The following is a 26,217-nucleotide window of genomic DNA, read 5'->3' as shown; positions in this document are numbered from 1 at the left end:
GGCCCTGGAGTCCGGCAATGGGCACCACTCCCCTAAAGGGACCTGCAGGTCTATTCTTTTGCCATGATTGAGCTTCCAGCCAGTTACAAGGAATACCTCGCCGACAAGAGCCAGCACTTCGTGGACACCGTCCGGCCGGTCCTGATGCAGTCGGCGGCGGAAAAGCTGCACGGGGTCCGGGTGGTGAACAATCCCACGGGACATCAGGCGCACCTGGACGATACCCTGCCTTTCGGCGTGGTGCTCGAGGACATTGACTAGCCCCTGACGGCTCCGGCAAGGGGCAGTGCGTTACCGGATCCACGCGCCACGATGACGTACAGGGCCAGGACCGGAACGGAATAGAGGATCGAGAATGCGGCCAGCTGGCCGTAAGCCACTGCGCCGTGCTGGCCGAAGAAGCTGAAAATCGACACAGCCGCGGGCTGGTTGGCCTCGGACAGCAGGAGCACGAACGGGACAAAGAAGTTTCCCCAGGCCTGGATGAATACAAAGATGAACACCACGCCCAGGCCCGGTCCCATGAGCGGTAGCACGATGGACCGCAGCCCGGACAACCTCGATGCGCCGTCAACCCACGCCGCCTCCTCCAGTGCCACCGGCACGGCGTCCATGAAGTTCGTGGTCATCCAGATGGCCATGGGAAGGCTGGTGGCGGCCAGGAACAGCACCGTGGCAGGCATGGAGTCCAGCAGCCGAAGCTGGACGAACAATCCGTAGACCGGCACCATGATGGCAGTGACGGGAAGGCAGGTGCCGAACAGGATGGCCGACATGAACGGCGTGTTGAACCGGGACCGGTAGCGGGAGAGAGGATAGGCGGCCAGCACGGCTGCCACGAGCGTAACGACTCCGGTTCCAGTCGATAGCAGCAAACTGTTCCACAGTGGCCGGAACAGCAGCTCCGGGGTGAAGACGGCGGCGAAGTTGCCCAGTCCGGCCTGCTCGGGGATTCTGGTTTCGTGTCCGGCGGCGGGGTCAAGGGATCCGAGGACCAGCCACAGCAGCGGCAGCAGGAAGCAGGCGCCGATCAGCAACAGGACCACATCCGCCCACGTACTGCGGCTACGCCCGTGCCGGTCTGTCACGGTTTCTGCTCCCGGAGCAGGCGCAGGTAGGCCAGCCCGAACACGGCCCCGATCAGGATGAGGACCACAGCGACGGCCGTGCCGTAGCCGATGTCGCCAAACTTGAACGCCTCCTGGTAGGCAAGGACAGGCAAGGTGGTGCTGCCGTTGGCGGGACCACCGGCGGTCATGACCCAGATCAGGGTGAAGACCGCCAGCGTCTGCAGTGTGACCAGCATCAGGTTGGTGGCGATGCTGCCGCGGATCACTGGCAAGGTGATGAAGACCAGCCGCTGCCAGGCACCGGCACCGTCCATCTGTGCAGCCTCGGTCAGCTCGGCCGGGACGCCGTTCAGCGCCGCCCGGTACACCAGCATGGAAAAGGCTGTCCCGCGCCAGGTGTTCGCCAGTATCACTGCCACCATGGGGACGGCGTAAAGCCAGTCGGTTTCGGCCAGCCCAAAAGCGCCCAGCAACTGGTTGAACGTGCCATCCCGGCTGAAGAAGGCATAGGCGGCGAAGGCCGCCACGATTTCCGGCAGGACCCAGGCTGCCACCACGGCGGTGCCAACAGTTGCCGAAACCGCCGGGCGTGCCCGCCGCATGAGGACCGCCAGGGCCATCCCCAGCACGTTCTGGCCCGCGATGGCCGAACCTGCCACGAACAGCACGGTCAGCACCACCGAGAGCGGGAAGGCCGGGTCCTGCAGCAACCGCTGGTAGTTCTCCAGTCCCACCCACTCGGGGTTCCTGGCGTGCCGGCCGGTCAGTCCGGCGTTGGTGAGCGAGGCGTGGAAGGCCCACACCACGGGGCCGGCCAGAAACACGGCCAGCAGCACGACGGCGGGCAGGACCGGCAGGTAGCGCAGCACCTGCCGGTCGCTGTGGTGGGCGGCCACTGCTACTTCCGGATGGTCTTGTCGCCGCCCACGATACCGGCCACGGCCGTGTCATAGTCGGCCGCCGCCTGCTCCGGGGTCCGGTTCCCGGTGATGACGGCCTCGGTGGCTTCCTGGACGGCAGCGGAAATCCGTGGGTAGTCGGAGGTGGCCGGCCGGAACCGGGTCACGGACACCAGGCCGGAGACATCCTTCACGAACGGGTTGGCGGACTGGTAGCCGGGATCGGCGGCGACGTCGGCGCGGACGGCAATCTGCGAACTGGCCACCGTGAACGCCAGCGAATTCTTTGCATTGAGGGCAGTGGTGAGGAAATTGAAGGCCAGGTCCGGTTGCTTGGTTTCTGCGCCGACGGCCAGTGTCCAGCCCCCTGACATGCTGACCTTGCCGGGTGCCGCTCCATTCTGTGTGGGGAACGGGGCCACGCCCATCTCCTGCGCGTAACCGGGCCACGCGTAGCTGCCGCCGTCCTGCCAGAACGACGGCGCGTAGGAGCCTTCCACGGTTGCCCCCAGTTTTGCTTTGGGGAACCACTCGCCGAACACCTTCTTCCAGACGTTCGGGTCCAGCGCTTCAGCCGGGGGAACGGCCAGGTGCTCCTCATAGAGCGTGTCCAGGAAAGTGAGCGAGTCCTTGAACCCTGCCGAGCCAACCACCCACTTCTTGGAGTCCTGGTCGTAGAGGCTTGCTCCGGTGCCGTACAGGAGTTCGTAGAACCCCTGCATCACGGTTCCTTCACCGGTGCCCTTGCCGGCGTACATGTTGAAGGGGATCACGTCCGGGTTGGCGGCCTTGATCTTCCGGGCGGTGTCCAGGATGTCCTGCCAGCTGGACGGGTGCCACGGCAGTCCAACGCCGGCTGCCTCAAAAACCTTCTTGTTGTACCAGATGGCCCGGGTGTCGGTGCCCAACGGCACCGCATACGTGCCGCCGTCGTCCGCTTTGCCCGCTTCCTTCGCGGCGTTGTCGAAGGTGGCCCAGTCCCCCCAGCTTGCCAGGCGGCTGTCCAGGTTCAGCAGGTACCCGGCGTCCACGTCGGAGCGGACCTTGAAGGTGTCTTCGTAGAAGACGTCCGGTGCTGTCGAGGGCGACCGCAGGGCCAGGGCCAGCTTGGTGCCGTAGTCGTCGTCGTTGGCCTGGATGGGCTGCAGTTCAACTGTGACGCCCTGGTTGGCGGCTTCAAACTCCTTCTTCGCCTCCTGCAGCATGGTGTCCAGGGCGGTGAATGAGTCTGTCTTCTGGTAGGCCACCTTGATGGTCTTATCGCCGCCGGCGGGATCTGCGGGTGTACAGGCTGCGAGGACAAGGACCGCGGCGGCCAGCAGGGATGCTGTCTTGGATGCCCGGGGAAACATGCCGGTCAGCTTTCCAGCAGGAGCCGCTGGGCACGGGGCGCGAGGGTATGTTCCAGGACCAGGGAGGCGGCCCCGATGGCCCCGACGTCCTCCCCCACGCCTGTGCCCACTACCTCGATGGGGTGGATCAGGCGGGCCGCGCTGTTGCCGTCCAGCAAAGGCGGGATCCGGTCAAGGTAGCGTTCGGCCAGGCCGCTCCAGAAGGGGCCGCCGAACACTACCCTTTCAACGTCCAGGGCGTTGGTGATGACCGACGCCGCCCGGGCCACCAGGACCGCGGACTTATCCAGGATGGCGGCGGCCTGCTCGTTGCCGGCGTCGGCAAGTTCACACAGCCGGGAGAAGCTTTGCTGGACTTCAGCGCCGCTGTTCCCAGCGCGGGTGCCGTCGAGGATTCCGGCTGCTTCCGCCTCTGCCACCAGAACCTGCGGGATGGCGGAGGACTTGACGCAACCGCGCTGGCCGCAGTCGCAGAGCGGGCCGTCCGGGTCCACCACGATGTGGCCGATCTCGCCGGCATTGCCGGAGGTGCCGCGGACAACCTCATCGTTGAGCACGATGCCGCAGCCGATGCCTGTGCCCATGTACATGAAGACGAAGCTGCCGGCTCCGCTGGCGCCACCCGCCCAGGTTTCCGCCACTGCCGCGCTGGTGACGTCCTTGTCAACAAGCACCGAGTAGCCGGTGGCCGTGGCCAGCGCGTCCCGCAGTTCCACTCTGTCCCAGCCGGGAAGCAGGGGCGGGTCCACCACGGTGCCGTGATCCAAGTCGATGGGGCCGGGTGCTGCCACTCCCAGTCCTGCGATCCGGCCACGGTCCACACCCGAGTCCTCAACGAGCTGGGCGATTTCCGCGGCGATGGTGGCAATGACCGCGGCAGGATCATTGCCGCCGGGAGTCTTGATCCGGGAATGGCGGACCACCGCCCCCACGAGATCCAGCACCACGAACGTGGTGACGGCCGGATCCAGATGGACCCCCAGGGCGTACATGCCGCCGGGGTTGAGGCGCAGGATGGTGCGCGGCTTGCCCGGGCCGGTGCCTTCCTTGCCGGCCTCGACAATGAGGTTCTGGTCCAGGAGGCGGCGGGAGATGTTGGAGATGGTCTGTGGGGACAGGCCCACGATCTGGGCCAGTTCCACCCGGCTGAGGCCACCGGATGTCCTGCGGATCGCGTCGAGGATGACCGTGAGGTTAAAGTCCCCCATCCTGGGCAAGTTGGTTCCGCGTCTCGGCGAGGATTGGCGGATCTCAGACACTGTGTCCCCTAAACGTCTTCGGCTACCGGTGATGGTGATGCTTTGAATCGTACGTTACGGGTGGGCCGCCGCCCATATGCGTGAACGGCGGCGCGGCGCGCATGTTTTTCCGGTTCAGCGGGGGCTGCGCGTACTGCGGGTGACGGTGAACTTGGCGTTCCGGCCCTCCACCACGGTGGGCCCCACATAGCGCTCCAGAGCAGGCTGGTAGGCCAGGTGCCGGTTGAACACGGTCCACAGCTCGCCCCCTGGAACCAGGACACGGCCCGCGGCCTCGATCATTTTCAGACCGGCTCCGGCATGGACTCCGGCGCCGACATGGAAAGGTGGATTGAGCAGTACGGCGTCCACTGATCCGTCGGGGAAGCTGCTGAGCGCATCGTCCTGCAGGACCCTGACCCTGTCAGCCAGTCCGTTCGCCTGGGCGGTGGCGAGCGCGGACTGCACGGCGGCTGCGGACTGGTCTGTTGCCGTTACGGAGGCGGCAGGGAACTGCCGGGCGTACATGGCGGCGAGGATCCCGGTGCCGCAGCCCAGGTCCACGGCGTGCCGTGCCGGCTTCATGGCGGGCAGGAACGTCAGGAGGAACCGTGTGCCGATGTCCAGCCGTGGGCCTGCGAAGACAGCGCCGTGTGCAGCCACGTCCAGGTCCAGTTCAGCCACGTGCTCCACTACCGGGAAGCGCGGGGCGGCAATGGCAGGCTTGGGGCCGCTGCACAGAAGGACCCGCGACTTTTGCCGGGCGAGCTGCGCCTGAACGGACACGAAGTACCGTTCAAGGACTGCGTTCATGCCCAGTGACATGTGCTTCACCCGGCCGCCGGCCAGCAACCGGACGTCCGGCGCCGCGTACCGCGCTATGGCCGTGGCGATTTCCTCCAATTCGGCAAGGGTCTTGGGAAGCTGAAGCAGGACGGTTCCTGCTCCCTCCAGGAGTTCACGGCCAAGGGGCAGCTGGACGAACCCGGTTCCGGTGCCTTCGAATCCGCCGACCTCCCGGCAAGATTCCAACCCGGCTGTCTGTCCGGTCTCCAGTTCTGCCGCGTTGAGCCGCAGGGCCCTTTCCCCGGTGATGAGGTCCTGGTGCACGCGCAGCGACGCGGGGGCAAGCACCGCGGAAGCGCCGAGCGTCAGGGCGCCGTAGCGGTCACCAATGACGGCGATGGTGCTGCCGGCCCGCCCAAGCTGCACGGCCGTCTCCAGCAGCAGCCGGTCTGTGGCGTCCCACGCCTGCAGATTGGGGGCCTCCACATCGGGCCGCCGGCGCAGGACGGCGAAAATGTCCTCCAGCGTGTTAGCTGCCACCGGTGTCCTGCCGCCTTCTGTTGCGATTGCCGGCCCCGGCACCCGGGGCATCACCCCCACGTTACCGGTTCCGCCGCCGCCGCCATTCCAGGCAGCCCCATGATCGCCGCCACTGCTGCCCTGCCCGCCCGGTTGGCACCAATGGTGGACGACGACGGGCCGTAACCCACCAGGTGGACGCGCGGCTCGGCTGCCACCTGGGTGCCCTCCATGGCGATCCCGCCGCCGGGCCCCCGCAAGTGAAGCGGCGCGAGATGTTCCAGTTCGGCCCTGAAGCCGGTGGCCCAGAGGATGACGTCGGCTTTCAGGAGGCTTCCGTCCGCCCGGCGGACCCCGTCGCGCTCGATGGAGGTGAACATCGGTTGGCGGTTGAGTGCGCCGCGTTCTTTGGCGGCCCGCAATGCAGGCGTCCAGATCAGTCCCGTCACGGAGACCACGCTCTGCGGCGGAAGCCCACGGCGAACCCGTTCCTCTACCAGCGCCACGGCGTCGTGGCCGGCCTTGGCATCGAACGGCCCGTCCCGCCACACCGGTTCCCGGCGGGTGAACCAGCTGGTGGTGGTGACACAGGAAATTTCCTCGAGCAGGCCGACGGCGGAGATACCCCCGCCTACGACGATGACGTGCTGGCCGCGAAACTCTTCGGCGGAGACGTAGTCCGCGACGTGCAGCTGGCGGCCGCGGAACGAGTCCTGACCGGGATAAATGGGCCAAAAGGGGCGGGTCCACGTACCGGTGGCGTTGATGACCGCCTTGGCCGTCCAGTCGCCGTCGGATGTTTCGATCCGCAACCGCCCGGCGGGATTGTCGTCTTCCCGCCGGACAGCGCGAACTTTGACGGGCCGGCGGACGGAGAGGCCCAACTCCGCTTCATAGTTGCCAAAGTAGCGGGTCAGGAATTCGGAGCTGGGTTCGGCGGGGTCCACCTCCGGCTTGGGAATGCCGGGCAGGTCGCTGATCCCGTTGACGGTGGCCATGCGCAGGCTCTTCCAGCGGTGCCGCCACGCACCGCCCGGACCTTCCTCGGCGTCGAGCACGGCATAGTCGAGTCCCCGGCGCTGGAGGTGGTAGGCGGCCGACAGGCCGGCCTGGCCCGCACCGATGACCACCACATCGATTGGGTCAGGAATCACTCCCCCATGATAGTCGCGCCTGTGATGGTCGCGGAGGCCAGCGCGGCCTTAGGGTGGGCGCATGGAAACTGGAGCAGCAGTACCAAGCGGAACCGGAACCAAGGGGCATGCCGCCCGGCTGGAAAAGGCCCTGGGGGTGGTGCTGGGCACCGGGCAGATACCCCTCCGGCTGCGGGTGTGGGACGGCTCGGAGGCGGGCCCCGCCGGCGCGCCGGTCCTGGAGTTCAAGTCCCGGAAGGCCCTGCGGCGGATGCTTTGGTCGCCCGGGCAACTGGGGCTGAGCCGGGCGTATGTGGCCGGCGACATCGACACCCCGGGGGACATCTTCGCCGCATTCTCGGCGTTGAGTTCAGCGGGCAAGTTCGCCGAACCCGGTCCGTTCAAGCCGCTCTCCGCGGGTGAGCTCTGGCTGCTGGTGCGCACCGCGGTTCGACTTGGGGCTGTGGGACCCAACCCGGCCCCGCCGCCCGAGGAGGCCCGCGTCGCCAGGAAGGGCAGGATGCACTCCAAGAGCCGCGATTCGGCCGCGATCTCGCACCATTACGACGTCGGCAACGACTTTTACGCCCTGGTGCTGGGTCCGTCCATGGTTTATTCATGCGCCGTGTGGCCCGCCGACGGAGCCGCACGGCCGGCAGGTAATAGCGTGGACGCTGGCGGGCTCGGCGACGCGCAAGACGACGGGCTGGATGCCGCGCAGGAAGCCAAGCTGGACCTGGTGTGCCGAAAACTGGGCCTTCAGCCCGGAATGCGGGTCCTGGATGTGGGCTGCGGATGGGGCAGTTTCGCCATTCATGCTGCAGCGCGCTACGGCGTCACAGTCGTGGGCGTGACGCTCTCCACGGAGCAGGCGGTCCTGGCGAGAAAACGCGTGGCAGAAGCCGGGCTGACAGACAAGGTGGAGATCCGGGTGCAGGACTACCGGGACGTGGAGGACGGGCCGTTCGACGCCATCAGTTCCATCGGGATGTCCGAGCACGTGGGACGGGCCCAGACTCCCGCCTACGCCGCCGCGCTCTTCGCGCTGCTGCGTCCTGGCGGCCGGCTCCTGAACCATGCCATCTCTTGGAACGCCGGCCCCACCAGCCCCGACCCGGACTCGTTCATCCCCCGGTACGTCTTCCCGGACGGCGAGATGATCAGCCTCGGTGAGATGGTCTCCGCCCTGGAAACCGCCCGGTTCGAAGTCCTTGACGTGGAGGCCCTCCGGCGCCATTACGCCCTGACACTCCGGGCATGGGTCAGCCGGCTGGAGCAGAACTGGGACGAGGCTGTCCGGCTGGCCGGCGAAGGGCGCGCGCGGGTGTGGCGGCTGTACATGGCTGCGAGTGCGCTGGGATTCGAAAACGGGCTGACCGGGGTCAACCAGGTCCTGGTGCGGCGGCCGGGCGGAGAAGAACCGCCGCTGCGGCGGACTGCCTGGCTGTGACGGCAGGCCGGGCAACCGTGCCGCGGCCTGCTGCGGCCGGGTTTAAGCAGCGCCCTCCTGCCGGGACGTAACCCGGCAGGAGGGCGGTCTATCCCGGCGCTGCACCCGACCGTCCCTCCAGGGCACCTGCCGCCGGCAGGCCGGGCGCCTGCGCCGTCAGGCGACCGGTGAAGGCCCGCCCGGCTGGGTGAAATGCTGGGTCTTCTCGATCTGTACCACTTTCGGGTCCGTTTCATCCGCCGCGTAGTCGGTGGGCCGGGTGAGATCCTCCCCCGTCCGGACCTTCAGGGCCCGCATCACCAGGGTCAGGACGGCGGCGACCACCAGGTTCAGCGCGAAGGCTGACACTGCGATGTAGACGCTGAAGTCTGTACCGGGGATGGGGGCCACCGAGCCGCCGAAGTGTGCCTTGGTGACCGGATTGACCACGTTGTAGGCGGACACGGTGCCGAAGATGATGCCAACCGCCCAGCCGATCAACAGCGCCCACCGGTCGAACCACCGGGTGTAGAGCCCAGCCACCACCGCCGGGAAAGTCTGCAGGATCCAGATGCCGCCCAGCAGCTGCATGTTGATGGCTGCCGACTGGTCCATGGCGATTACGAAGACCAGGGCACCCACCTTCACCACCAGCGAGACGATCTTGGACACTTTCGCCTCAGTCCTGGCGTCAACGTCCGGCCGGATGAAGTCCCGGTAAATGTTGCGCGTGAACATGTTGGCTGCCGCGATGGACATAATGGCTGCCGGCACCAAGGCACCGATGGCGATGGCGGCCAGCGCGATGCCGGCAAACCAGGCCGGGAAGTGGTCAAGGAACAGCTGGGGAACCACCAGCTGCGGGTTGATCGAGCCGTCCAGGTCGATGGGCTTGGTGCCCGCCTGGATGGCAACGAAGCCCAGCAGTGCAAGGAACCCAAGCATCAGCGAGTACAGCGGCAGGATGGCCGCGTTGCGCCGGATGGTGTTCCGGGCCTTCGAGGCGAGCACCGCCGTCACCGAGTGCGGATACATGAACAGCGCCATGGCCGAGCCCAGTGCCAGCGACCAGTACGCGGAGTAGTTGGCGCCTCCCGGGATGAAGACGCCGGCCGGCTTGCCCGTAGCCTGGTTCACCGTGGCCAGCTTTGACTGCGCCGAGCCAAAGATCGTGTCCCAGCCGCCGAACTTGATGGGCAGGTAGATGACGGCAACGATCACGGCGAGGTAGATCAGCAGGTCTTTGACGACGGCGATCATCGCCGGGGCGCGCAGTCCCGACGTGTAGGTGTAGGCGGCAAGGACAACGAAGGCCAAAATCAGCGGCAGGTCAGTCAACAGCACATTGCCGGAGCTGCCCAGGCCAAGAACCGTGAGCACGGCTTTGATGCCCACCAGTTGCAGGGCGATGTAGGGCATGGTGGCAACAATGCCCGTGACGGCAACGGCAAGGGAAAGCCAGCGGCTGCCGTAGCGTCCGCCGACAAAATCTGCGGAGGTCACGTAGCCGTGGCGGTGGGACACCGACCACAGCCGGCTCATGATGATGAAGATGATGGGATACAAAACGATGGTGTAGGGGACGGCGAAGAAGCCGCTCACCGCGCCAGTGGCCCACATTGCCGCCGGCACCGCCACGAACGTGTACGCGGTGTACAGGTCCCCGCCCAACAGGAACCAGGTTATCCAGGTGCCGAATCCGCGGCCACCCAGGCCCCATTCGTCCAGGCTGTGCAACCCTTCCACTTCCGTGCTGCGGCGCCATCTGGCGGCCAGGAAGCCCATCACGGCGACGACGACAAAAAGCAGCACGACAATCACAAGCGCCGTCCAGTTGATCTGCCGCCCGGTCATGGCCGCTCCCCTTCCACGCCGGCCCCGGCAGAGGCTGCCCCTTCCGGGGGCGGGCCGCCGGCACGGGCCTCTGCCCGCCGTCGTCGGTCCTCCTTGGTGACCAGCCAGTAGGCGCTGCCGGTCAGGATGGCCGAAATTGGCACCCACAGGAGCTGGTACCAGTAAAAGAACGGCATGCCGCCAAGCCGCGGCGCATCAAAGGCGTAAAGCTGGGGCATCAGGGGGAACAGGATGGCGGCGGCCAGCAGGATGCCGGCGCCGATATAGGGGGCAGGCCTGGCCGGCCCGCGGATGGCCGTGTCGCGTGTAAGCCGTGATTCCCCGGGAAACGATTCACCGTTCGGGTTGTAGCCGGAACCATCTGCGTGGGACATCTGTGACCTCCTCGTCAGCCCGTCCCGCGGCCGCCGCTTTGGATGAAAGCAGTCCGGAGGCGGAACGATGTGCCCTCAATCACAGTTGTACCGCGCTTTGACCTGCGCCGGAAGAGTTTCGGTCCACGAACAGTTGCCGGTGGCAACAAGAAAGGGAACCATCACGTGGTGATGGTTCCCTTTGTTCCTGTATCGGTGGAGCTGAGGGGACTCGAACCCCTGACCCCCTGCATGCCATGCAGGTGCGCTACCAGCTGCGCCACAGCCCCGTACTTTTGTTCCTTCCGGTCGAATTCCCCGGAGCAACCTGACCAGAGTAATGCACTTTTCCGTTGGACGCCAATCGGCCGGCGGAAGCCTGGAACGGCGCCTCCCCTGAGCACCTGCCGCTGGACAAACCACTCCGGAACGCGTCGGTGCAAAGAGTCCGGGCGGCGGTGCAATCCCCAAATCGGGCCAGCCCGGAGGGAAGGGAAAACGAAAAAATCCGCCGGAACCTAGGTTCCGGCGGACTTACCGGTGGAGCTGAGGGGACTCGAACCCCTGACCCCCTGCATGCCATGCAGGTGCGCTACCAGCTGCGCCACAGCCCCGGATTGTTGCCGCTCCAAGCGAGCCTCCTTTCGGGGTCTCCCCCGAAGCAACTCAAATATCTTAGAACAGCAATTCCTAAAATTCCAAATCGGGAATATTCGCCGGTCGGGGGCCTACTCGCTCTCGGTTGCTGCGCCGGCTTTGGCGGAGGCGTCGTCGCCGAGCTGCAGGTCCACTACGGGGCAGTCCTTCCACAGGCGCTCCAAGGCATAGAACACGCGGTCTTCCTCGTGCTGGACGTGGATGACGACGTCGGCGTAGTCAAGCAGGACCCAGCGTCCGCCGGAGCGGCCCTCGCGGCGCACCGGACGCAGGTCCTGCTTGGCCAGTTCTTCCTCAATGCCGTCCACGATGGCATTGACCTGGCGTTCGCTGGGCGCCGACGCGATCAGGAAAACGTCAGCCAGGGCCAGGCGTTCGCTCACATCCATGGCGACGATGTCCTGGGCGATCTTGTCCGCGGCGGCCTTGGCGGCCGTACGGGCAATGGCGATTGATGATTCTGTTGCAGTCACGGGACTCCTTGATTTTTGTTAAGTGTTGGTGCCGGCAGGCAGGTCAGCGGGACATGCCGCTGACGATCAGGATGATGCCGGCAACGAGGGCCAGGATCCCGAACGCGAGAATGCAGAACTGGAGGATCCGGTTACGCCGTGCCCTGGTCAGGCCGGCGGTGGCGGCGTCCAGTGGATCGAGGCCGTAAGCGGAACTGGCGGGAACGCGGGGAAGGTCCTCAAAGAGGTCCTCCGACGGGTTCTCTGGCTGGGCCGCCAGACGCGTCACCGGTTTGGGACGGCCTGCTGCCTTCGCGGCAGCCTCCGCCCGGGCAATGACCTGGGAACGGCCGGTGGCCGAGTCAGCCGCAGGCGCCTTGGGCCGGGTCGCCGGTTTACGCTTCCCGCCTGGGGGCACCTTTGTTCCTGGGGAAACCTTCGTACCGGGCCTGGTGGTCACCGGAACATGGGAGGTTGCCGGCGGCTTCATCACCGGACGGTCGACGCCGGGCACCTGGACAAACTCGAGCGGCGTCACCATCGCCAGGTTGTTGGCAGTGGAGGGCCCAGGTTTGCTGGCAGTGGAGGGGCCGGGTTTGTTGGCGTTGGAGGGACCGGGCTTGTCCGTGGGAGCGGCAGGCCTGCCCTGGACGGCAGGGGTCCCCGCCTGCTCGGCAAGCTTCTGCCGGGCCATGGCCCGGCGGTTGAGCACGGCGGCACGTTCTGCGAGGGCGATCTGCTCGGCCAGGATCTCCGGATCCACGGCTTCGGGATCCATGGAGGCAATGTGCTCCATCTTGGCGATCTGGTTCCGCGCCTGTGCGGCGATGAGCTCCCGCGCTTCCAGCGCCTGTTCGACGGTCATGCCTTCCGGGGCGCTTCCGGGAGCCTGGGTGGGGCTGTCCGGCTTCTGGCCCTCGGGCTTATTCCCAGGCCCGCCGCCCTTTCCAGGGCCGGGGGAAGGCTGGGAAGGCGGCGCGGCGGGAGCTGGAGCAGCAGCCTGGACAACGGGGTTGGCCGCCGTCAGGGCCTGCTCTTTGAGTTGCTGCAAACGCAGCTGCCGCCGGGTGGGTGGCCCCCCGGCGGAAAGCTGCCCTTCCTTTTCCTCAAGCTCCTTGATGGCGCGCAGCGTGGCGCGGTCCCGGGCCCGGATCTGCGACGAACGCTGCGTGGAGGGCTGGTCCGGGGCTGTCTGGGGGCGGGCTGCCGGTGCAGGCGCGCGGTCAGCCGGCCGGTCGGCGGCAGGCGGGCGTTGCTCCGTGGAAGGCGGGGTGGCCTGTTGGGCTTCCCTGGCCTTCCGGAGTTCCCGGCGGCTGCGGATTGGTGGCTGTTCCTGACTCATTGAGAACTCATTCAGTACTGGCTGGTTCGCGTGCTTCGGAAGTTTGTTCCTCCGCGCTTGCGGGCGCGTCGGAATACAGGCCGTACTTGGCGATGTACTGAACCACCCCGTCCGGGACCAGGTACCAGACCGGGTTGTTCGCCGCCACGCGGGCACGGCAATCGGTTGACGAGATGGCCATCGCCGGAACTTCCAGGAGGCTGACGTCTTCACGGCCCATGCCATCCAGGACGTGACCGGGCCGCGTGACTCCCACAAAGTGCGCCAGCGACCAGAGTTCGTCGATGTCCTTCCACGACAGGATCTGCGCCAGGGCATCTGCTCCGGTAATGAAGAACAGATCGGCATCCGGGCGTTGTGCCCGCAGGTCGCGCAGGGTGTCGATGGTGTAGGTGGGACCGGGACGGTCCACATCGACGCGGCTGACGGTGAACCGCGGATTGGACGCGGTGGCGATGACGGTCATCAGGTAGCGGTGCTCAGGCTCGCTGACCTGTTTATGGGACTTTTGCCACGGCTGCCCGGTGGGGACGAAGACAACCTCGTCAAGGTCGAATTCCGCCGCGACCTCGCTGGCCGCAACAAGGTGGCCGTGGTGGATGGGATCGAACGTCCCGCCCATCACGCCCAGCCGCAGCCTCCCCCGGGCACCATTGCGGTGCAGGTTGTGGGAAATCTTAGTGACCCTGCCCGCGATCGTGCTTGTTGGGGTGCTGCCGGTGCGGATCCGCGTGCTCCTCGGTGGCAGCGTGCCGGTTGCCCAGGTTGTTGTACGACCAGGCGATGAACATCAGGACCACCAGGATGGCGAACATGGATACACCGAAGACCCACGGCTCAGCCCACAGCGGCGCAGGCTCCTCATGGCCTGATTCACCGGCGGCGGCGACGGACATGGCAATCTGCTGGAGCAGCATTTTCTCCCCTTGTTCAAGGATTTAAAGGCAGCGGAACCTTCCACTGCCTTACGGGTTCTGGTCTATGTTACCGCGTTGCTACCCGCGGACCTGGCCTTCACCCTGGACGATCCACTTCGTGGTGGTGAGCTCGGTCAGCCCCATCGGACCGCGGGCGTGCAGCTTCTGGGTGGAAATGCCCACCTCGGCACCAAGGCCCAGCTCGCCGCCGTCGGTAAAGCGGGTGGAAGCATTGACGATTACCGCTGCCGAATCCACCTCCGCAATGAATCGCTCCGCGTTGGCAAGGTGGTTGGTGAGGATCGCCTCGGTGTGTCCCGTGGACCAGGTCCTGATGTGCTGGAGGGCTTCATCCAGGCTGTCCACCATGCCCACTGCCAGGTCAAGGTCCATGTACTCGGTACCCCAGTCCGCGTCCGTCGCAGCTTCGGTCTCGACGCCGGGCAGCGCCGCCTTGATGCGGTGGTCCACGTGGAGGCGGACGCCGGCGTTGCGGAGTGCGGTGGCGACGGCGGGCAGCACCTTTGAACCGGAGTGGACCAGCAACGTCTCCACGGTGTTGCAGACGCTGGGCCGCTGGGTCTTGGCGTTGAGCAGGATCTCCACGGCCATGTTTTCGTCGGCCGACTCGTCGATAAAGATGTGGACGTTGCCCTCCCCTGTCTCGATGACGGGCACGGCGGAATTGGTGACCACGGTCTGGATCAGGTCCCGGCCGCCGCGGGGAATCAGCACGTCCACCCGGCCGCGCGCCTTCATCAGGACGTTGGCACCGGCGCGGCCGTACTGGTCCACGGTCTGCACAGCATCGGCGGGAAGGCCGACTGATTCGAGGGCCTCCCGAAGCACGCGCACCAGGACCTGGTTGGTGGCTTCCGCTGCACTGCCTCCGCGCAGGATGACTGCGTTGCCGCTCTTGAGGGCCAGCCCCGCGATGTCCACGGTGACGTTGGGACGTGCCTCGTAGATGGCTGCCACCACGCCCATGGGCACGTTGACCTGGCGGAGGCGCAGCCCGTTGGGCAGGGTCTGGCCGCGGACCACGTTGCCTACGGGGTCCGGAAGGTTGGCGAGATTCTCAAGGGCCGATACCAGGCCGGCAACCCGGGTTTCGGTGAGGGTGAGCCGGTCCAGGAGGGCCTTGGAGGTGCCGTTGTCCTTGCCCCGCTGCACATCCATGGCGTTGGCGGCGAGGATGGCCTGGACGTTCTCCTGCAGCGCGGCACCCACGGCGCGGAGGCCGCGGTCTTTCCAGGCGCGGTTGGCGGTGGACATCCTGCGGGCTGCGTGGCGGGAACGGTCGGCAATGGCGTGGACGGCCGCTTCCACGTCCGCGGGGGAAAGAGCGTCCACCGCTGATGCCTGCCCTGCCGACGGACCCGGCTGCGCCTGCGCAGCGGTGGTTCCGGAATTGTCAGCAGTATGGATCAGGGCTTCAGTCATGCTCCAAGTTTAGGCGAGCCTGCAGCTCACAACAGCACCAGATCATCAACATGAACAACTTCGCGGTCGTAGCCGCTGCCCAGTTCCTCGCCAAGTTCCCTGGTGGAGCGTCCCAGCATGTGGGGCAGTTCCTGCGATGAGTAGTTGACCAGTCCACGGGCAACAACGGTTCCGTCAGCGCCTGCCAGTTCCACGGCGTCGCCCGGCTCAAAGTCTCCGTGAATGGCGGAAATGCCCGCCGGCAGCAGGGAGGTGTGGTGGTGCAGCACGGCGCGGACAGCTCCGTCGTCCAGGACCAGGCGGCCCTGCACGGAGGCGACGTGGGCCAGCCACAGGAGGCGGACTGGTTTGCGGGAGCCGTTGACGGAGAACCAGGTGCCCACGTCCTCGCCGTTCAGGGCCGCGGCGGCGTTGGGTGTGGAGGTCACCAGGGCGTGGATGCCGGAACCGGCCGCCATGCTGGCAGCTTCTACCTTGGTCATCATGCCGCCGGTGCCCACGCCGGCCTTGCCCGCCTTGCCGATGGACACGCCCTCAAGGTCGTGCGCGCCGGTGACCAGGGGGATGCGCTTGGCACCCTGGGCGGGCGGACCGTCATACAGGGAGTCGACGTCGGACAGCAGCACGAGCGCGTCGGCCCGCACCAGGTGGGCCACCAGGGCGGCAAGCCTGTCGTTGTCGCCGAAGCGGATTTCATGGGTGGCAACGGTGTCGTTTTCGTTGACCACGGGGACCACGCCAAGGTTCAGCAGCCGGTCCATGGCGCGCAGGGCATTGGTGTGCTGGCTGCGCCGCATCAGGTCCTCGGCCGTGAGCAGGACCTGGCTGACGGTGACCCCGTGGGCGCCGAAGGCCTGCGTGTAGCGGGCCATCAGCAGACCCTGGCCTACGCTGGCGGCGGCCTGCTGCGTGGCGAGGTCGCGGGGCCGCTTTGCCAGTCCAAGCGGAGCCAGTCCGGCGGCGATGGCGCCGGAGGACACCAGGATGATCTCGGCGCCGGCGTTGCGCTTGGCCGCCAGCGTGTCGGCCAGGGCGGTGAGCGACTCTTCCGAGATGCCGCCCTTGATACTGGTCAGCGAGGATGATCCCACCTTCACCACGATGCGCCGGGCATCTGCCAGCGCACTCCGGTCCGCGGCGTACCCGGCCGGTTCCGCGGTCAAGCTCCTAGAGGTCATCGTCGGCGTCCAGTCCGCTTTCCTTGAGGGGCCGGGCGGCGCGGCGGCCACTGACGGATTCGGTCCAGATCCCTGCTTTCCGTTCCGCCTCAAGCTCGGCACGGGCGGCGGCCTTGGCCTCCCGGCGTTCCAGCTGCTCCTCGCGCTTCTGGCTGCGGGTGGGGCGGTCGCCGATGTCGGCGAACCGGGGATCGGTGCCGCGCGGCGAGGCAAGGAGTTCGGCCCCTGCCATCATGGTGGGCTCCCAGTCGAAGACAACCCCGTCGTCCCCTCCGATGACCACGGTGTCCCCCGGTTTGGCGCCCTGCTTGAACAGCTCGGTCTCAACGCCGAGCTTGGCCAGGCGGTCCGCGAGGTAGCCAATGGCTTCCTCGTTGGTGAAGTCGGTCTGCTTGACCCAGCGCTCAGGCTTTTCACCCAGGACGCGGAACAGCGGCTCCAGGTTCTTCTCCTCGCGGCGGATCTTGAACCCTGCTTCATTGACGGCGCGCGGCCGCAGCACGGTGGGCTGGACCTTGGGCGGGGCGGCGGCCACGGCGTCCCGCGCGGCCTGGACGATCTCGGCCATGGCGAAGCCGAGCTGGCGCAGTCCCTCGTGGCTGGTGGCGGAGACTTCGAAGACGCGGTAACCGCGCGATTCGAGTTCCGGGCGCACAAACTCTGCCATGTCCTTGCCGTCCGGCAGGTCCACCTTGTTGAGGGCAACCAGGCGGGGGCGGTGGTTCAGGGGGACCACTTCACCGTCCTGGCCGGCGTAGCTCATGTCGACGGCGTACTTCTCCAGCTCACCCTCAATGATGGCGAGGTCGGAGAGCGGGTCCCGGTCCGATTCCAGGGTGCCGCAGTCCAGCACGTGCACCAGGGCAGCGCAGCGCTCAACGTGGCGCAGGAAGTTGTGGCCCAGGCCGCGTCCTTCGCTGGCGCCTTCGATGAGGCCGGGGACATCGGCGATGGTGAAACGGACATCACCTGCCTGCACCACGCCCAGGTTGGGAACCAGGGTGGTGAACGGGTAGTCCGCGATCTTGGGGCGGGCGGCGGACATCGCTGCGATGAGGCTGGACTTGCCGGCGGAGGGGAAGCCCACCAGTGCGATATCAGCGATGGACTTCAGTTCCAGCACGATGTCGCGGGAGTCACCCTCAAGGCCCAGCAGCGCGAAGCCAGGGGCGCGGCGCTTTTGCGATGAGAGTGCGGCGTTACCCAGGCCGCCCAGGCCTCCGGCGGCCGCCACGTACTCGGCACCTTCGCCGACGAGGTCGGCGAGCAGGGTGCCGTCCTTGGTCTTGACCACGGTGCCGTCCGGAACGGGCAGAACCAGGGTCTCGCCGTTCTTGCCGCCGCGCCAGTCACCCATGCCGGGGCCGCCGTTGCTGGCATGCCGGTGGGGTGCGTGGTGATAGTCGAGGAGGGTAGTGGTCTGGTGATCGACGCGAAGGATCACGTCACCGCCGTTGCCGCCGTTGCCGCCGTCGGGCCCACCCAGCGGCTTGAACTTCTCGCGGTGGACGGAGACGCATCCGTGGCCGCCCGATCCGCCGGATACGTGCAGGACTACCCGGTCTACAAAGCTGGCCACGTGGATCTCCTCAAATGCTGTTTACCTGGCGTCCGGAACGCCACATCGATTGTAATGCGGTTAAAAGAACAGTGGAGCGGACCCACAGGCCCGCTCCACCGCTTCAGAACTGGATGTTACTCTGCAGCTGCAGCAGCAACGATGTTGACCACGCGACGACCGCGGCGGGTGCCGAATTCAACGGCGCCCGGGGTCAGTGCGAACAGGGTGTCGTCGCCGCCACGGCCAACGCCGGCGCCCGGGTGGAAGTGGGTGCCACGCTGGCGGACGATGATCTCGCCTGCGGAAACTACCTGGCCGCCGAAGCGCTTGACGCCGAGGTACTGAGCGTTGGAATCGCGGCCGTTGCGAGTGGAGCTCGCGCCCTTTTTATGTGCCATCTGAAATGCCTGCCTTTAAAATTCTGGGGAATCTGCTGGAAAACCTGAACAGTAACCGGTGGTTACTTGATGCCGGTGATCTTGACCTTGGTCAGTTCCTGGCGGTGACCCTGGCGCTTCTTGTAGCCGGTCTTGTTCTTGTACTTCTGGATGACAATCTTAGGACCACGCAGGTCCTGGAGGATTTCAGCCGTAACAGTTACCTTGGCCAGGTCAGCGGCGGCGGAGGTGACCTTGTCACCGTCAACCAGGAGCAGTGCGGGCAGCTCGATGGTGCTGCCGGCTCCACCGGCGACGCGGTTCAGGGTAACGAAGTCTCCAACGGAAACCTTCTCTTGGCGGCCGCCTGCGCGGACAATCGCGTACACCACTTGGGAACTCACTTCTCTCGACGTTTATTACAAAATTTGCGTGCGGCACCCGGCTCAGAAATTGGCTGGGTTCCCGCTGTGCCTCAACGCCGTGGATTTCCCGGGGAAATCCGTGAGCCGTCCCGGTGGAGAAGTCCGCTTGTTATGCACAGCGAATTGCTCCAGGGTCATAACCCAAGTGTTGGCGTAAGCACCGAAGATCCAGAATACGCTAAATCCGTCCACGGCCGCAAATGAGGCTGGTTCCGGCGGCCCGGCTGTGGTAGTAACCACAAACCCGGCGGGCAGCACCGCAACCATGCTCCTCCATCATAGCGGCGGCGCTGCCGGCAGCCGTCAGGAATGCAGCCTCGGCGCGTCGAAGAATTCCACTTCCAGGCGGCAGGACTGCTTGAACGCGGTGACCATCGCTGCCCTTTCATGATCGGAGGCTTTCCGCCCCGCTTCATCCACGATGGCAATAGCCCGGCGGGTGGCCTCGGCGAAAGCCTCGTCGGCATAGGTGCGGAGCCAGGCAGCGTAGGCATGCCCGTCCGGCTCGCCGGCGGCAAGGAACTGCGCGTGCAGCTTCTCCCCCACCTCGGCATAGAGCCAGAAGCAGGGCAGGACGGCGGCAGCGAGGACTGCGTAAGAGCCCGACGCCGAAGCTGCGGTGAGGTGGTCCACGTAGGCCTTCGTGACGGGGCCAAGTCCGCGCTGGGCGGGCCGGGTGCTGAGCCAGGAGCGGTGGAGTTCCGTTTCCACTTCCAGGCAATGCTGGGCCGATCCTGCCCAGAACAGCTGTTCGGCCTCAGAGGGGGCCAGGGCGCTGGTGCGGGCCAGCACGCGGGAGTAACCGTTGAGGTACAGGGCGTCCTGGGCCAGATAGTAGGCAAAGTCCTTCTCGGCCAGGTCTCCGGCGGCCAGGCCGCGGATGAAGTCCAGCGCATAGATATCGTCGAGGTCCTGCTGGGCTTCCGCCCACAGCCTGGCCGCGAAGCCGCCTTCCTGCAGTGCCGGCCGCAGGTGGTGGAAGTGGTGCACGGGTCCGTTCCCCTGGCCCACCTCCAGCAGGCCCGAGTTCTCAAGGGCACCGGCCAGCCAGGGCTTGACCGTCCGCAGTGACGCTTCCCAATCGCCCAGGCGGGCCTGCACCGTTGCCATGGCAGAGGAAAGGGAGCAGCCGGTGCCGTGGCTGTTGCGGGTGGCGATCCGGTGGCCCGGGACTTCCACAACATCCTGTCCCAGCAGGCCCGCGGTGTTGACCAGCGCGTCCGGGCAGTACTCCCCTGCCAGGTGCCCGCCCTTGACCAGCACGGTTGCCCCGGTGGCATTGGCCAGGCGCCGGCCCTGGGCCAGTGCCTCGTCCCAGTCCCCGGCGGGGGCCGCGCCCACCAGCATGGCCAGTTCGGGCAGGTTGGGGGTGATGAGATGGGCGAGGGGCAGCAGTTCCCGCAGCGCGGCTTCCGCCGACTCCTGCAGCAGCCGGTCACCGCTGGTGGCCACCATCACCGGGTCAAGAACCACGACGGCGGGACGCACCTTTTCGAGCCACCCGCGCACAGTGCGGATCACTTCCCGGTCACCCAGCATGCCGATCTTGACGGCGTCGATGCTGATGTCGTCACTGACCGCATCCAACTGCTGGGCCAGGAAGGCGGCCGGAGGAACATGCACAGCCTGTACGCCCTGCGTGTTCTGGGCCGTGAGGGCGGTGATGGCGGCCATGCCATAGCCCCCGTGCGCAGCGATGCTTTTCAGATCTGCCTGGATGCCTGCGCCGCCTGACGGGTCCGAGCCCGCAATGGAGAGGACGCGCGGAACGTCCCGGCCTGCGGGCAACGCGGCGGATGCATCGGATGCAGTTGGCAGGGGCATGGAAAGGGTGGAAGACAAGAGACATCCCTTCGCCGGTACTAGCCGGACAGGTTCAACGGGTCTGGATCTCAGCCGGCCTGTGCGCGGCACCCCGTGTCGGTTTCCAGCCTAGCGGCTGGGGCCTGTCCGCAGGAAAGGTGACAGCACCTCCTGCAGCGGAGACCGGGCTGCCGCATATAAGAATCCCCGCCCTGTGGACGTTTCCCCTTGAAATACATGGGGGAAACGTCCTCAAAACGGGGACTTCTGGATGTTCCTAAGCTGCTGCCTGTCCTGGCCTCCGGCTTACAGCTCCGAGGCCGGAACGCCGACGCCGAGGATGATGGGTTCCTCTGCCGCCTTGCCCTGTTCCGCGGTGGCCTGTGCCTTGTCCGTTTCCGGGGCCTTGGCTGCGTGCGAATGGCCTCCGGCAGTGGCCTGGACGTTTTCGTGGTGCTGGACAGCGGTCTGGTTCGCGGCACCCTGGGCACGGCTGGCGCCGCGGTGGCGCCGCGGCCTGCGCTGCCGGGACTGTTCCAGCGTGTGGTCCGAATAGTCCTTTTCGGCTGGAGCTTCCACTGCGGGGCGGGCTTCCGCTCCCCCGGTTTCGGCTTGCCCTTCCGGCGCGGGCTGTTCCGTTGCCGGCTGTTCCGCTGCCTCCGGCGCCTCGACGGTCTTGGCTGGAGCGTCCTCAATGGACGACGCCGGCTGGCCGAGGTGGGCGAATGCTTCAGCCAACCGGTCCAGGGTGAGGGCCGGCTTGGGCTGCTGCTCCTCCGCGTGCTCCACGAACGGAAGCGGGACTTCCTCGCCGCCGAACGTCAGGACAGCTGCGGGACGCGTGGGGGCATCGGCGTCGTGCTTCTCCTCTGCCGGAGCGGGCGCAGGCGGGGCTGCGGGCACCTGCCGGGTTGCCGCCACCTCGTCGTCGTGCAGGTGCGCAGCGTGGGCAGCAGCGGCGATGTTTGCCAGGGCAAGCCGGGTGGCTTCTGCCTTGGCATGCCGCTCGGCGTCCGTAGGCTCCGGGTGGACGGTGTGGACCTGGACGGCAGGCACCGGCGCGGCTTCGGGCTGCTGGCCGCCGCGTCCGCGCCGCCGCTTGCGTTCCGAACGTGCGCCGGGCTGGTTGTTGTCAGTTCGCTGGCCTTCGGTGCGGTGGGCTTCCGGCCGGGCTTCGGGCCGGTTGTCGCTGCGCTGGACGTGGTGGTGCTCGGCGGCAACGACGTTGGCGCGGCGGTGCTCCACGGGATCGTCGTGGGTCACCACGCCGCGGCCGGCGCAGGCCTCGCACTGTTCGCCGAAGACTTCCAGCAGCCCGGTGCCCATGCGCTTGCGGGTCATCTGGACCAGGCCGAGGGAGGTCACTTCGGCAACCTGGTGCTTGGTGCGGTCGCGGCCCAGGCATTCGACCAGGCGGCGCAGTACCAGGTCGCGGTTGGATTCGAGCACCATGTCAATGAAGTCGATCACGATAATGCCGCCGATATCGCGCAGCCGCAGCTGGCGCACCACTTCCTCGGCAGCTTCGAGGTTGTTCTTGGTGACGGTTTCCTCGAGGTTGCCGCCGCTGCCGGTGAACTTGCCGGTATTGACGTCCACCACGGTCATGGCCTCGGTGCGGTCGATCACCAGGGAGCCGCCGGAGGGCAGGAAGACCTTCCGTTCGAGGGCCTTGTGGATCTGCTCGTCGACGCGCCAGGCGGAGAAGATGTCCTGGTCCTTGGTCCACTTCTCGAGCCGGCCCACCAGATCGGGCGCCACGTAGGTCACGTAGGCCTCGATGGTGTCCCAGGCCTCCTCGCCGGAAACGATGAGCTTGGAGAAGTCCTCGTTGAAGACGTCGCGGACAACCTTGATGGTCAGGTCCGGTTCGCCGTAGAGCAGCTCGGGGGCCAGGATCTTGGTGGACGCCGCCTGGCTTTCGATGCCTTCCCACTGGGCGCGCAGCCGGTTGATGTCGTGCGTGAGTTCTTCCTCGGACGCACCTTCGGCGGCGGTGCGCACAATCACGCCCGCGTGCTCGGGCAGCCGGTCCTTGAGGATGCGCTTGAGGCGGTTGCGTTCGACGTCGGGCAGCTTGCGGGAGATGCCGGTCATGGAACCGCCGGGCACGTACACCAAGTAACGGCCGGGGAGCGAGATCTGGCTGGTGAGGCGGGCACCCTTGTGGCCCACGGGGTCCTTGGTCACCTGGACCAGCACGGTGTCGCCGGACTTCAGCGCGTTTTCGATGCGGCGCTGCTTGCCTTCGAGGTTCACGGCCTCCCAGTTGACCTCGCCGGCGTACAGGACGGCGTTGCGGCCGCGGCCGATGTCAACGAAGGCAGCTTCCATGGAGGGCAGCACATTCTGGACCTTGCCCAGGTACACGTTGCCGATCAGCGAGTCCTGCTGGGTCTTGGACACAAAGTGCTCGGCCAGGACGCCGTCTTCGAGGACGGCGATCTGGATCCTGTCGTCGCGCTGGCGGACGATCATTTGCCGGTCCACGGACTCACGGCGCGCCAGGAACTCGGCTTCGGTGATAACCGTGCGGCGGCGGCCCGTGTCGCGAGATTCGCGGCGGCGCTGTTTCTTCGCCTCCAGTCGGGTGGAACCCTTGACACTGGTGACGCGGTTGCTGGCGGGCGCCTCGCTGACAGTCCGCGGGGCGCGCACGCGCGTCACCGTGTTGGGGGGATCATCGTCCCCGCCGCCCGTCAGCTCAAGGTCCTGGTCCCCGCGGCGGCGGCGACGGCGACGGCGGGACGTCACGCCGTCCTCCACCGTCCCGGAGGTGTCCTCGTCGGCTTCGTCCTCGGCGTCGGCATCAACGATGCCGTCCTCGTTGTCCTCTTCCGCCCTGTCACCGATCCGGCTGCGGCCCCTGCGGCCACGGCTGCGGCGCCGGCGGCGGTTGGAGGAATCGTCCGTATCTTCGGTTTCCTCCTCCTCAGGCTCCTCTGCGGCGGGGGCCGCGGGACGGACCACGGTGCTGAGGTCCGGCGCCTGGAAGAGCACTGAGGTGGGCGAAGCGGGCTCCAGGAACAGGGAGGCGAAGGGGCTGGCCGCTGCCGCGGCTTCAGGTTCGCCGCCCTTAGACGCTGCGGGGGTTTCCTGCGCCGCCCCGTTGGCGGTTTCCACGGCCTGCGCGGCTGCCGGCTCCTGAACTGTCTCCTGCGCAGCGGCTGGCTCTTGAACTGTCTCCTGCGCGGCGGCCGGCTCCTGCACTGACTCCTGTGCGGCGGCATCCGGTGCTGCTGATCCTTCCACCACGGCTTCAGCGGCGGCGGGGGCGGGCTCGGCGGAGGCGGGGGAAGCAACCTTGCGGGTGGCTACCCGACGGCGGCGGACCGGCTTGCTTTCGACGTCCGCGGTTGGTTCCGCAGCGGGTGCGGCGGCGGCAGCCTCAGCAACGGAGCTGGCAGCGTCAGCAGCCGCCGACCCGGCGGAGGCGTCAACGCCGGCACCGTCGGCGGCGACACGCTGGTCAGCGGGGGTGGCTTCCTCCGCGAAGGTGGGCAGCGTCTCCGCAACCTCCACCTTCTTCCGGGTCCGGGTGCGACGGGCCGGAGCCTTGGGGGCCTTTTCCGCGTCGTCGGACTGCGTGGCTTCAGCCTGGATGGAAGCCGCTTCTTCCGGAGCCGCAGCCACGGCTCCCGTCACCTCGTCCATAGCCTTGGGGGCCACTTTGCGGCGGGCGCGTGGAGCCCTCTTGGGTGCCGCAGCCCCCGCCGCTGTTTCTTCGTTAACGGCCAGTTCCTGATCATTGTCCATATGTGGCAACACTCCTGCCCCTGACGTACCGCCACATCCGGCACCCATTGGGGCACATATTGTCAAAACCCGCAGGCGTTGACAGAAGTCAAGTGGATACTCCCAGGTTCGCACCGTCGTTGGGGTGCGGCAGCCCGTAGGAGCCGGTGGATGCTCTGAAAACCCGTTGTTCTGCGTGCCACAACCAGGTGCCGCCCAATGGAGTTGCGGGTGTGCCGGAAGAATCCGAAGCCTGCCCTGCTCATCATTGGCGGTCTTGGGAACAAACCACCGGACCGGAGTCCGAATGTGGATCGGCTTCCAGCCACGTTCATTCTCTCATACCCGGGCTGGATCGCCGCGGAAGCAGGGTCTGCTGTTCCCGTTCCTGTGAAGTGGCTTCAGGCGCCGGCGTTACAATCAGGCAGAGGAGCACCGGACGAAAAGGACGCCAAACCCATGCCCAGCATCTCCCACGTCAGCGCCCGCGACGAGAATCGCGCCGCCGATTCCCACGCCACTGCGGCTGCCGCCGTTCCGCGGATGGCCCGGAACCGGCCTTTCGGCTGGCTGCTGGTCATCACGGGCATCGTGGGCTGGCTTGCGTCCGGAACCCTGGTCCTGGAAAAGCTCGAAGTACTCAAGGACCCCAACCACGCAACCGTATGCGATGTGAACCCTTGGATCTCGTGCGGCCAGGTGATGCAGACCTGGCAGAGTTCGGTGTTCGGCTTCCCCAACATGTTCATCGGCATCGTGGCCTTCGCCATCACCACCACCGTGGGCATGGCCCTGCTTTCGGGCGCCACCTTCGCCCGCTGGTACTGGTTGGGACTACAGGCAGGGGTCACGCTTGGTTTTGTGTTCGTTGTCTGGTTGTGGTCCCAGGCCCTCTACTCAATCCACATCCTGTGCCCTTTCTGCATGATCGTCTGGGCGGCCATGATTCCGCTCTTTGTGTGGACCACCATCAGGAACATCAGCGCCGGCGTCATCCCCATGCCTGCAGGCGCAGCCCGTGTCCTGGGTGATTCCGGCTGGATCATCACCGCCCTGCTGTACGTGGCCGTCATCGCCACCATCTTCTTCGCGTTCATCCAGGTCTTCGTGGGGACCTCGGGCTTCTAAACCCCTTCCGCCCACCGGATGACAGATAAGGCCAATGTTCATCGAGAACATTGGCCTTATCTGTAAGTTCGCGGCTTCTGAGTGCGCGGAGTCTCCGGTTAGTTGAACCAGATCTTGATCTCGCGCTCGGCGGAATCGGTTGAGTCGGAGCCGTGTACCAGGTTCTGCTGGACTTTCAGGCCCCAGTCCCGGCCGAAGTCGCCGCGGATGGTGCCGGGTGCCGCCGTCGTGGGGTCCGTGGTGCCGGCCAGCGAGCGGAAGCCCTCGATGACGCGGTGGCCTTCGAAGATGGCAGCCACCACGGGCCCGCTGAGCATGAACTCCACCAGCGGCTCGTAGAACGGCTTGCCAACGTGCTCCTCGTAGTGCTGCTCCAGCAGTTCACGGGTGGCATCAACCTTCTTCAGCTCAACCAGGCTGTAGCCCTTGGCTTCGATGCGGGCCAGGATGGCGCCCGTCAGGTTACGGGCGACGCCGTCGGGCTTGATCAGGACGAGGGTGCGCTCTGTAGTCACAACTGCTCCAATGCGTTGGTGGGGTTTCGGGACAAGTCTACGGGGGCCGGC

The 26,217-nt window shown here is 66.6% G+C and carries 23 protein-coding genes, 2 tRNA genes and 1 riboswitch; of the genes, 3 read left to right on the top strand and 22 right to left on the bottom strand.

The annotated features are described in order from the left end of the window. The first annotated feature begins 63 nt into the window (after positions 1-63). The gene (locus FBY30_RS16210) at positions 64-261 is read left to right on the top strand and encodes a hypothetical protein (RefSeq protein WP_142133647.1); all 198 of its coding nucleotides are present in this window, start codon (positions 64-66) and stop codon (positions 259-261) included. Here FBY30_RS16210 and FBY30_RS16205 read toward each other — a convergent pair. From FBY30_RS16205 to FBY30_RS16180, 6 genes are all read right to left on the bottom strand, one after another. After that, positions 258-1,088, bottom strand: a complete 831-nt coding sequence (locus FBY30_RS16205) for a carbohydrate ABC transporter permease (protein ID WP_142133646.1) — start codon at positions 1,086-1,088, stop codon at positions 258-260. The genes FBY30_RS16210 and FBY30_RS16205 overlap by 4 nt on opposite strands. Then, on the bottom strand, positions 1,085-1,966 hold the full coding sequence (locus FBY30_RS16200) for a carbohydrate ABC transporter permease (RefSeq protein ID WP_142133645.1): 882 nt from the start codon (positions 1,964-1,966) through the stop codon (positions 1,085-1,087). The genes FBY30_RS16205 and FBY30_RS16200 overlap by 4 nt, the downstream gene beginning before the upstream one ends. A gap of 2 nt (positions 1,967-1,968) precedes the next feature. Beyond that, on the bottom strand, positions 1,969-3,321 hold the full coding sequence (locus FBY30_RS16195) for an extracellular solute-binding protein (RefSeq protein ID WP_142133644.1): 1,353 nt from the start codon (positions 3,319-3,321) through the stop codon (positions 1,969-1,971). 5 nt (positions 3,322-3,326) lie between these two features. Beyond that, a complete protein-coding gene (locus tag FBY30_RS16190) occupies positions 3,327-4,529 on the bottom strand; it encodes an ROK family transcriptional regulator (RefSeq protein WP_142133643.1) in 1,203 nt (400 codons plus the stop codon). Between the two features lie 165 nt (positions 4,530-4,694). Next, positions 4,695-5,885: a class I SAM-dependent methyltransferase gene (locus FBY30_RS16185; protein ID WP_235009460.1), complete on the bottom strand. Its 1,191-nt coding sequence runs from the start codon at positions 5,883-5,885 to the stop codon at positions 4,695-4,697. A gap of 50 nt (positions 5,886-5,935) precedes the next feature. Further along, complete coding sequence (locus tag FBY30_RS16180; protein ID WP_142133641.1) at positions 5,936-7,018, bottom strand: FAD-dependent oxidoreductase; 1,083 nt, start codon at positions 7,016-7,018, stop codon at positions 5,936-5,938. A gap of 61 nt (positions 7,019-7,079) precedes the next feature. Here FBY30_RS16180 and FBY30_RS16175 point away from each other — a divergent pair, with 61 nt between their 5' ends. Next, positions 7,080-8,447 (top strand): class I SAM-dependent methyltransferase, encoded by a 1,368-nt coding sequence (locus FBY30_RS16175; protein ID WP_142133640.1) that lies wholly within the window; start codon positions 7,080-7,082, stop codon positions 8,445-8,447. A gap of 156 nt (positions 8,448-8,603) precedes the next feature. Here FBY30_RS16175 and mctP read toward each other — a convergent pair whose 3' ends face one another. From mctP to FBY30_RS16100, 15 genes are all read right to left on the bottom strand, one after another. After that, positions 8,604-10,280 (bottom strand): monocarboxylate uptake permease MctP, encoded by a 1,677-nt coding sequence (gene mctP, locus FBY30_RS16170; RefSeq protein WP_142133639.1) that lies wholly within the window; start codon positions 10,278-10,280, stop codon positions 8,604-8,606. Then, positions 10,277-10,654 (bottom strand): DUF3311 domain-containing protein, encoded by a 378-nt coding sequence (locus FBY30_RS16165; protein WP_142133638.1) that lies wholly within the window; start codon positions 10,652-10,654, stop codon positions 10,277-10,279. Before FBY30_RS16165 ends, mctP begins: the two co-directional genes overlap by 4 nt. A 196-nt stretch (positions 10,655-10,850) precedes the next feature. After that, a tRNA-Ala gene (locus tag FBY30_RS16160) sits at positions 10,851-10,923 on the bottom strand. Between the two features lie 251 nt (positions 10,924-11,174). After that, positions 11,175-11,247 (bottom strand) — tRNA-Ala (locus tag FBY30_RS16155). Between the two features lie 114 nt (positions 11,248-11,361). After that, positions 11,362-11,763 carry a ribosome silencing factor gene (gene rsfS / locus FBY30_RS16150; RefSeq protein WP_142133637.1) on the bottom strand — a complete coding sequence of 134 codons (402 nt, stop codon included), beginning with the start codon at positions 11,761-11,763 and terminating at the stop codon, positions 11,362-11,364. Between the two features lie 43 nt (positions 11,764-11,806). Further along, positions 11,807-13,084: a hypothetical protein gene (locus FBY30_RS16145; protein WP_142133636.1), complete on the bottom strand. Its 1,278-nt coding sequence runs from the start codon at positions 13,082-13,084 to the stop codon at positions 11,807-11,809. Between the two features lie 7 nt (positions 13,085-13,091). Further along, positions 13,092-13,706, bottom strand: a complete 615-nt coding sequence (gene nadD, locus FBY30_RS16140; protein WP_235009459.1) for a nicotinate-nucleotide adenylyltransferase — start codon at positions 13,704-13,706, stop codon at positions 13,092-13,094. A gap of 55 nt (positions 13,707-13,761) precedes the next feature. Then, on the bottom strand, positions 13,762-14,001 hold the full coding sequence (locus FBY30_RS16135; RefSeq protein ID WP_142133634.1) for a hypothetical protein: 240 nt from the start codon (positions 13,999-14,001) through the stop codon (positions 13,762-13,764). A gap of 78 nt (positions 14,002-14,079) precedes the next feature. Then, positions 14,080-15,444, bottom strand: coding sequence for a glutamate-5-semialdehyde dehydrogenase (locus tag FBY30_RS16130; protein WP_142133633.1), 1,365 nt, complete (start codon positions 15,442-15,444; stop codon positions 14,080-14,082). 26 nt (positions 15,445-15,470) lie between these two features. Continuing rightward, positions 15,471-16,622 carry a glutamate 5-kinase gene (proB, locus tag FBY30_RS16125; protein ID WP_142133632.1) on the bottom strand — a complete coding sequence of 384 codons (1,152 nt, stop codon included), beginning with the start codon at positions 16,620-16,622 and terminating at the stop codon, positions 15,471-15,473. After that, positions 16,612-18,201, bottom strand: coding sequence for a GTPase ObgE (gene obgE / locus FBY30_RS16120; RefSeq protein WP_142133631.1), 1,590 nt, complete (start codon positions 18,199-18,201; stop codon positions 16,612-16,614). Before obgE ends, proB begins: the two co-directional genes overlap by 11 nt. A 116-nt stretch (positions 18,202-18,317) precedes the next feature. Next, positions 18,318-18,581: a 50S ribosomal protein L27 gene (gene rpmA, locus FBY30_RS16115; protein WP_009372867.1), complete on the bottom strand. Its 264-nt coding sequence runs from the start codon at positions 18,579-18,581 to the stop codon at positions 18,318-18,320. Between the two features lie 62 nt (positions 18,582-18,643). Next, the gene (gene rplU, locus FBY30_RS16110; RefSeq protein ID WP_141946370.1) at positions 18,644-18,952 is read right to left on the bottom strand and encodes a 50S ribosomal protein L21; all 309 of its coding nucleotides are present in this window, start codon (positions 18,950-18,952) and stop codon (positions 18,644-18,646) included. Positions 18,953-19,288: 336 nt separating this feature from the next. Then, entirely contained in the window at positions 19,289-20,809 is a 1,521-nt protein-coding gene (gene thiD, locus FBY30_RS16105) for a bifunctional hydroxymethylpyrimidine kinase/phosphomethylpyrimidine kinase (RefSeq protein ID WP_142135336.1), read from the bottom strand. Positions 20,810-20,816: 7 nt separating this feature from the next. Beyond that, positions 20,817-20,913, bottom strand: a riboswitch (TPP riboswitch). Between the two features lie 181 nt (positions 20,914-21,094). Further along, positions 21,095-24,544 (bottom strand): Rne/Rng family ribonuclease, encoded by a 3,450-nt coding sequence (locus tag FBY30_RS16100; protein ID WP_142133630.1) that lies wholly within the window; start codon positions 24,542-24,544, stop codon positions 21,095-21,097. A gap of 438 nt (positions 24,545-24,982) precedes the next feature. On the opposite strand from FBY30_RS16100, the gene FBY30_RS16095 reads away from it, so the two are divergent. Continuing rightward, a complete protein-coding gene (locus tag FBY30_RS16095; protein WP_142133629.1) occupies positions 24,983-25,651 on the top strand; it encodes a vitamin K epoxide reductase family protein in 669 nt (222 codons plus the stop codon). Positions 25,652-25,749: 98 nt separating this feature from the next. Here the strand turns inward: FBY30_RS16095 and ndk are convergent, their stop codons facing one another. Continuing rightward, the gene (gene ndk / locus FBY30_RS16090) at positions 25,750-26,166 is read right to left on the bottom strand and encodes a nucleoside-diphosphate kinase (RefSeq protein ID WP_142133628.1); all 417 of its coding nucleotides are present in this window, start codon (positions 26,164-26,166) and stop codon (positions 25,750-25,752) included. Between the last annotated feature and the right edge of the window lie 51 nt (positions 26,167-26,217).

The sequence above is a fragment of the Arthrobacter sp. SLBN-83 genome (assembly GCF_006715285.1).
Taxonomy (GTDB): Bacteria; Actinomycetota; Actinomycetes; order Actinomycetales; family Micrococcaceae; genus Arthrobacter.
Note: the sequence above shows the minus strand (reverse complement) of the source record. Positions and strands in the feature narration are given on the sequence as shown.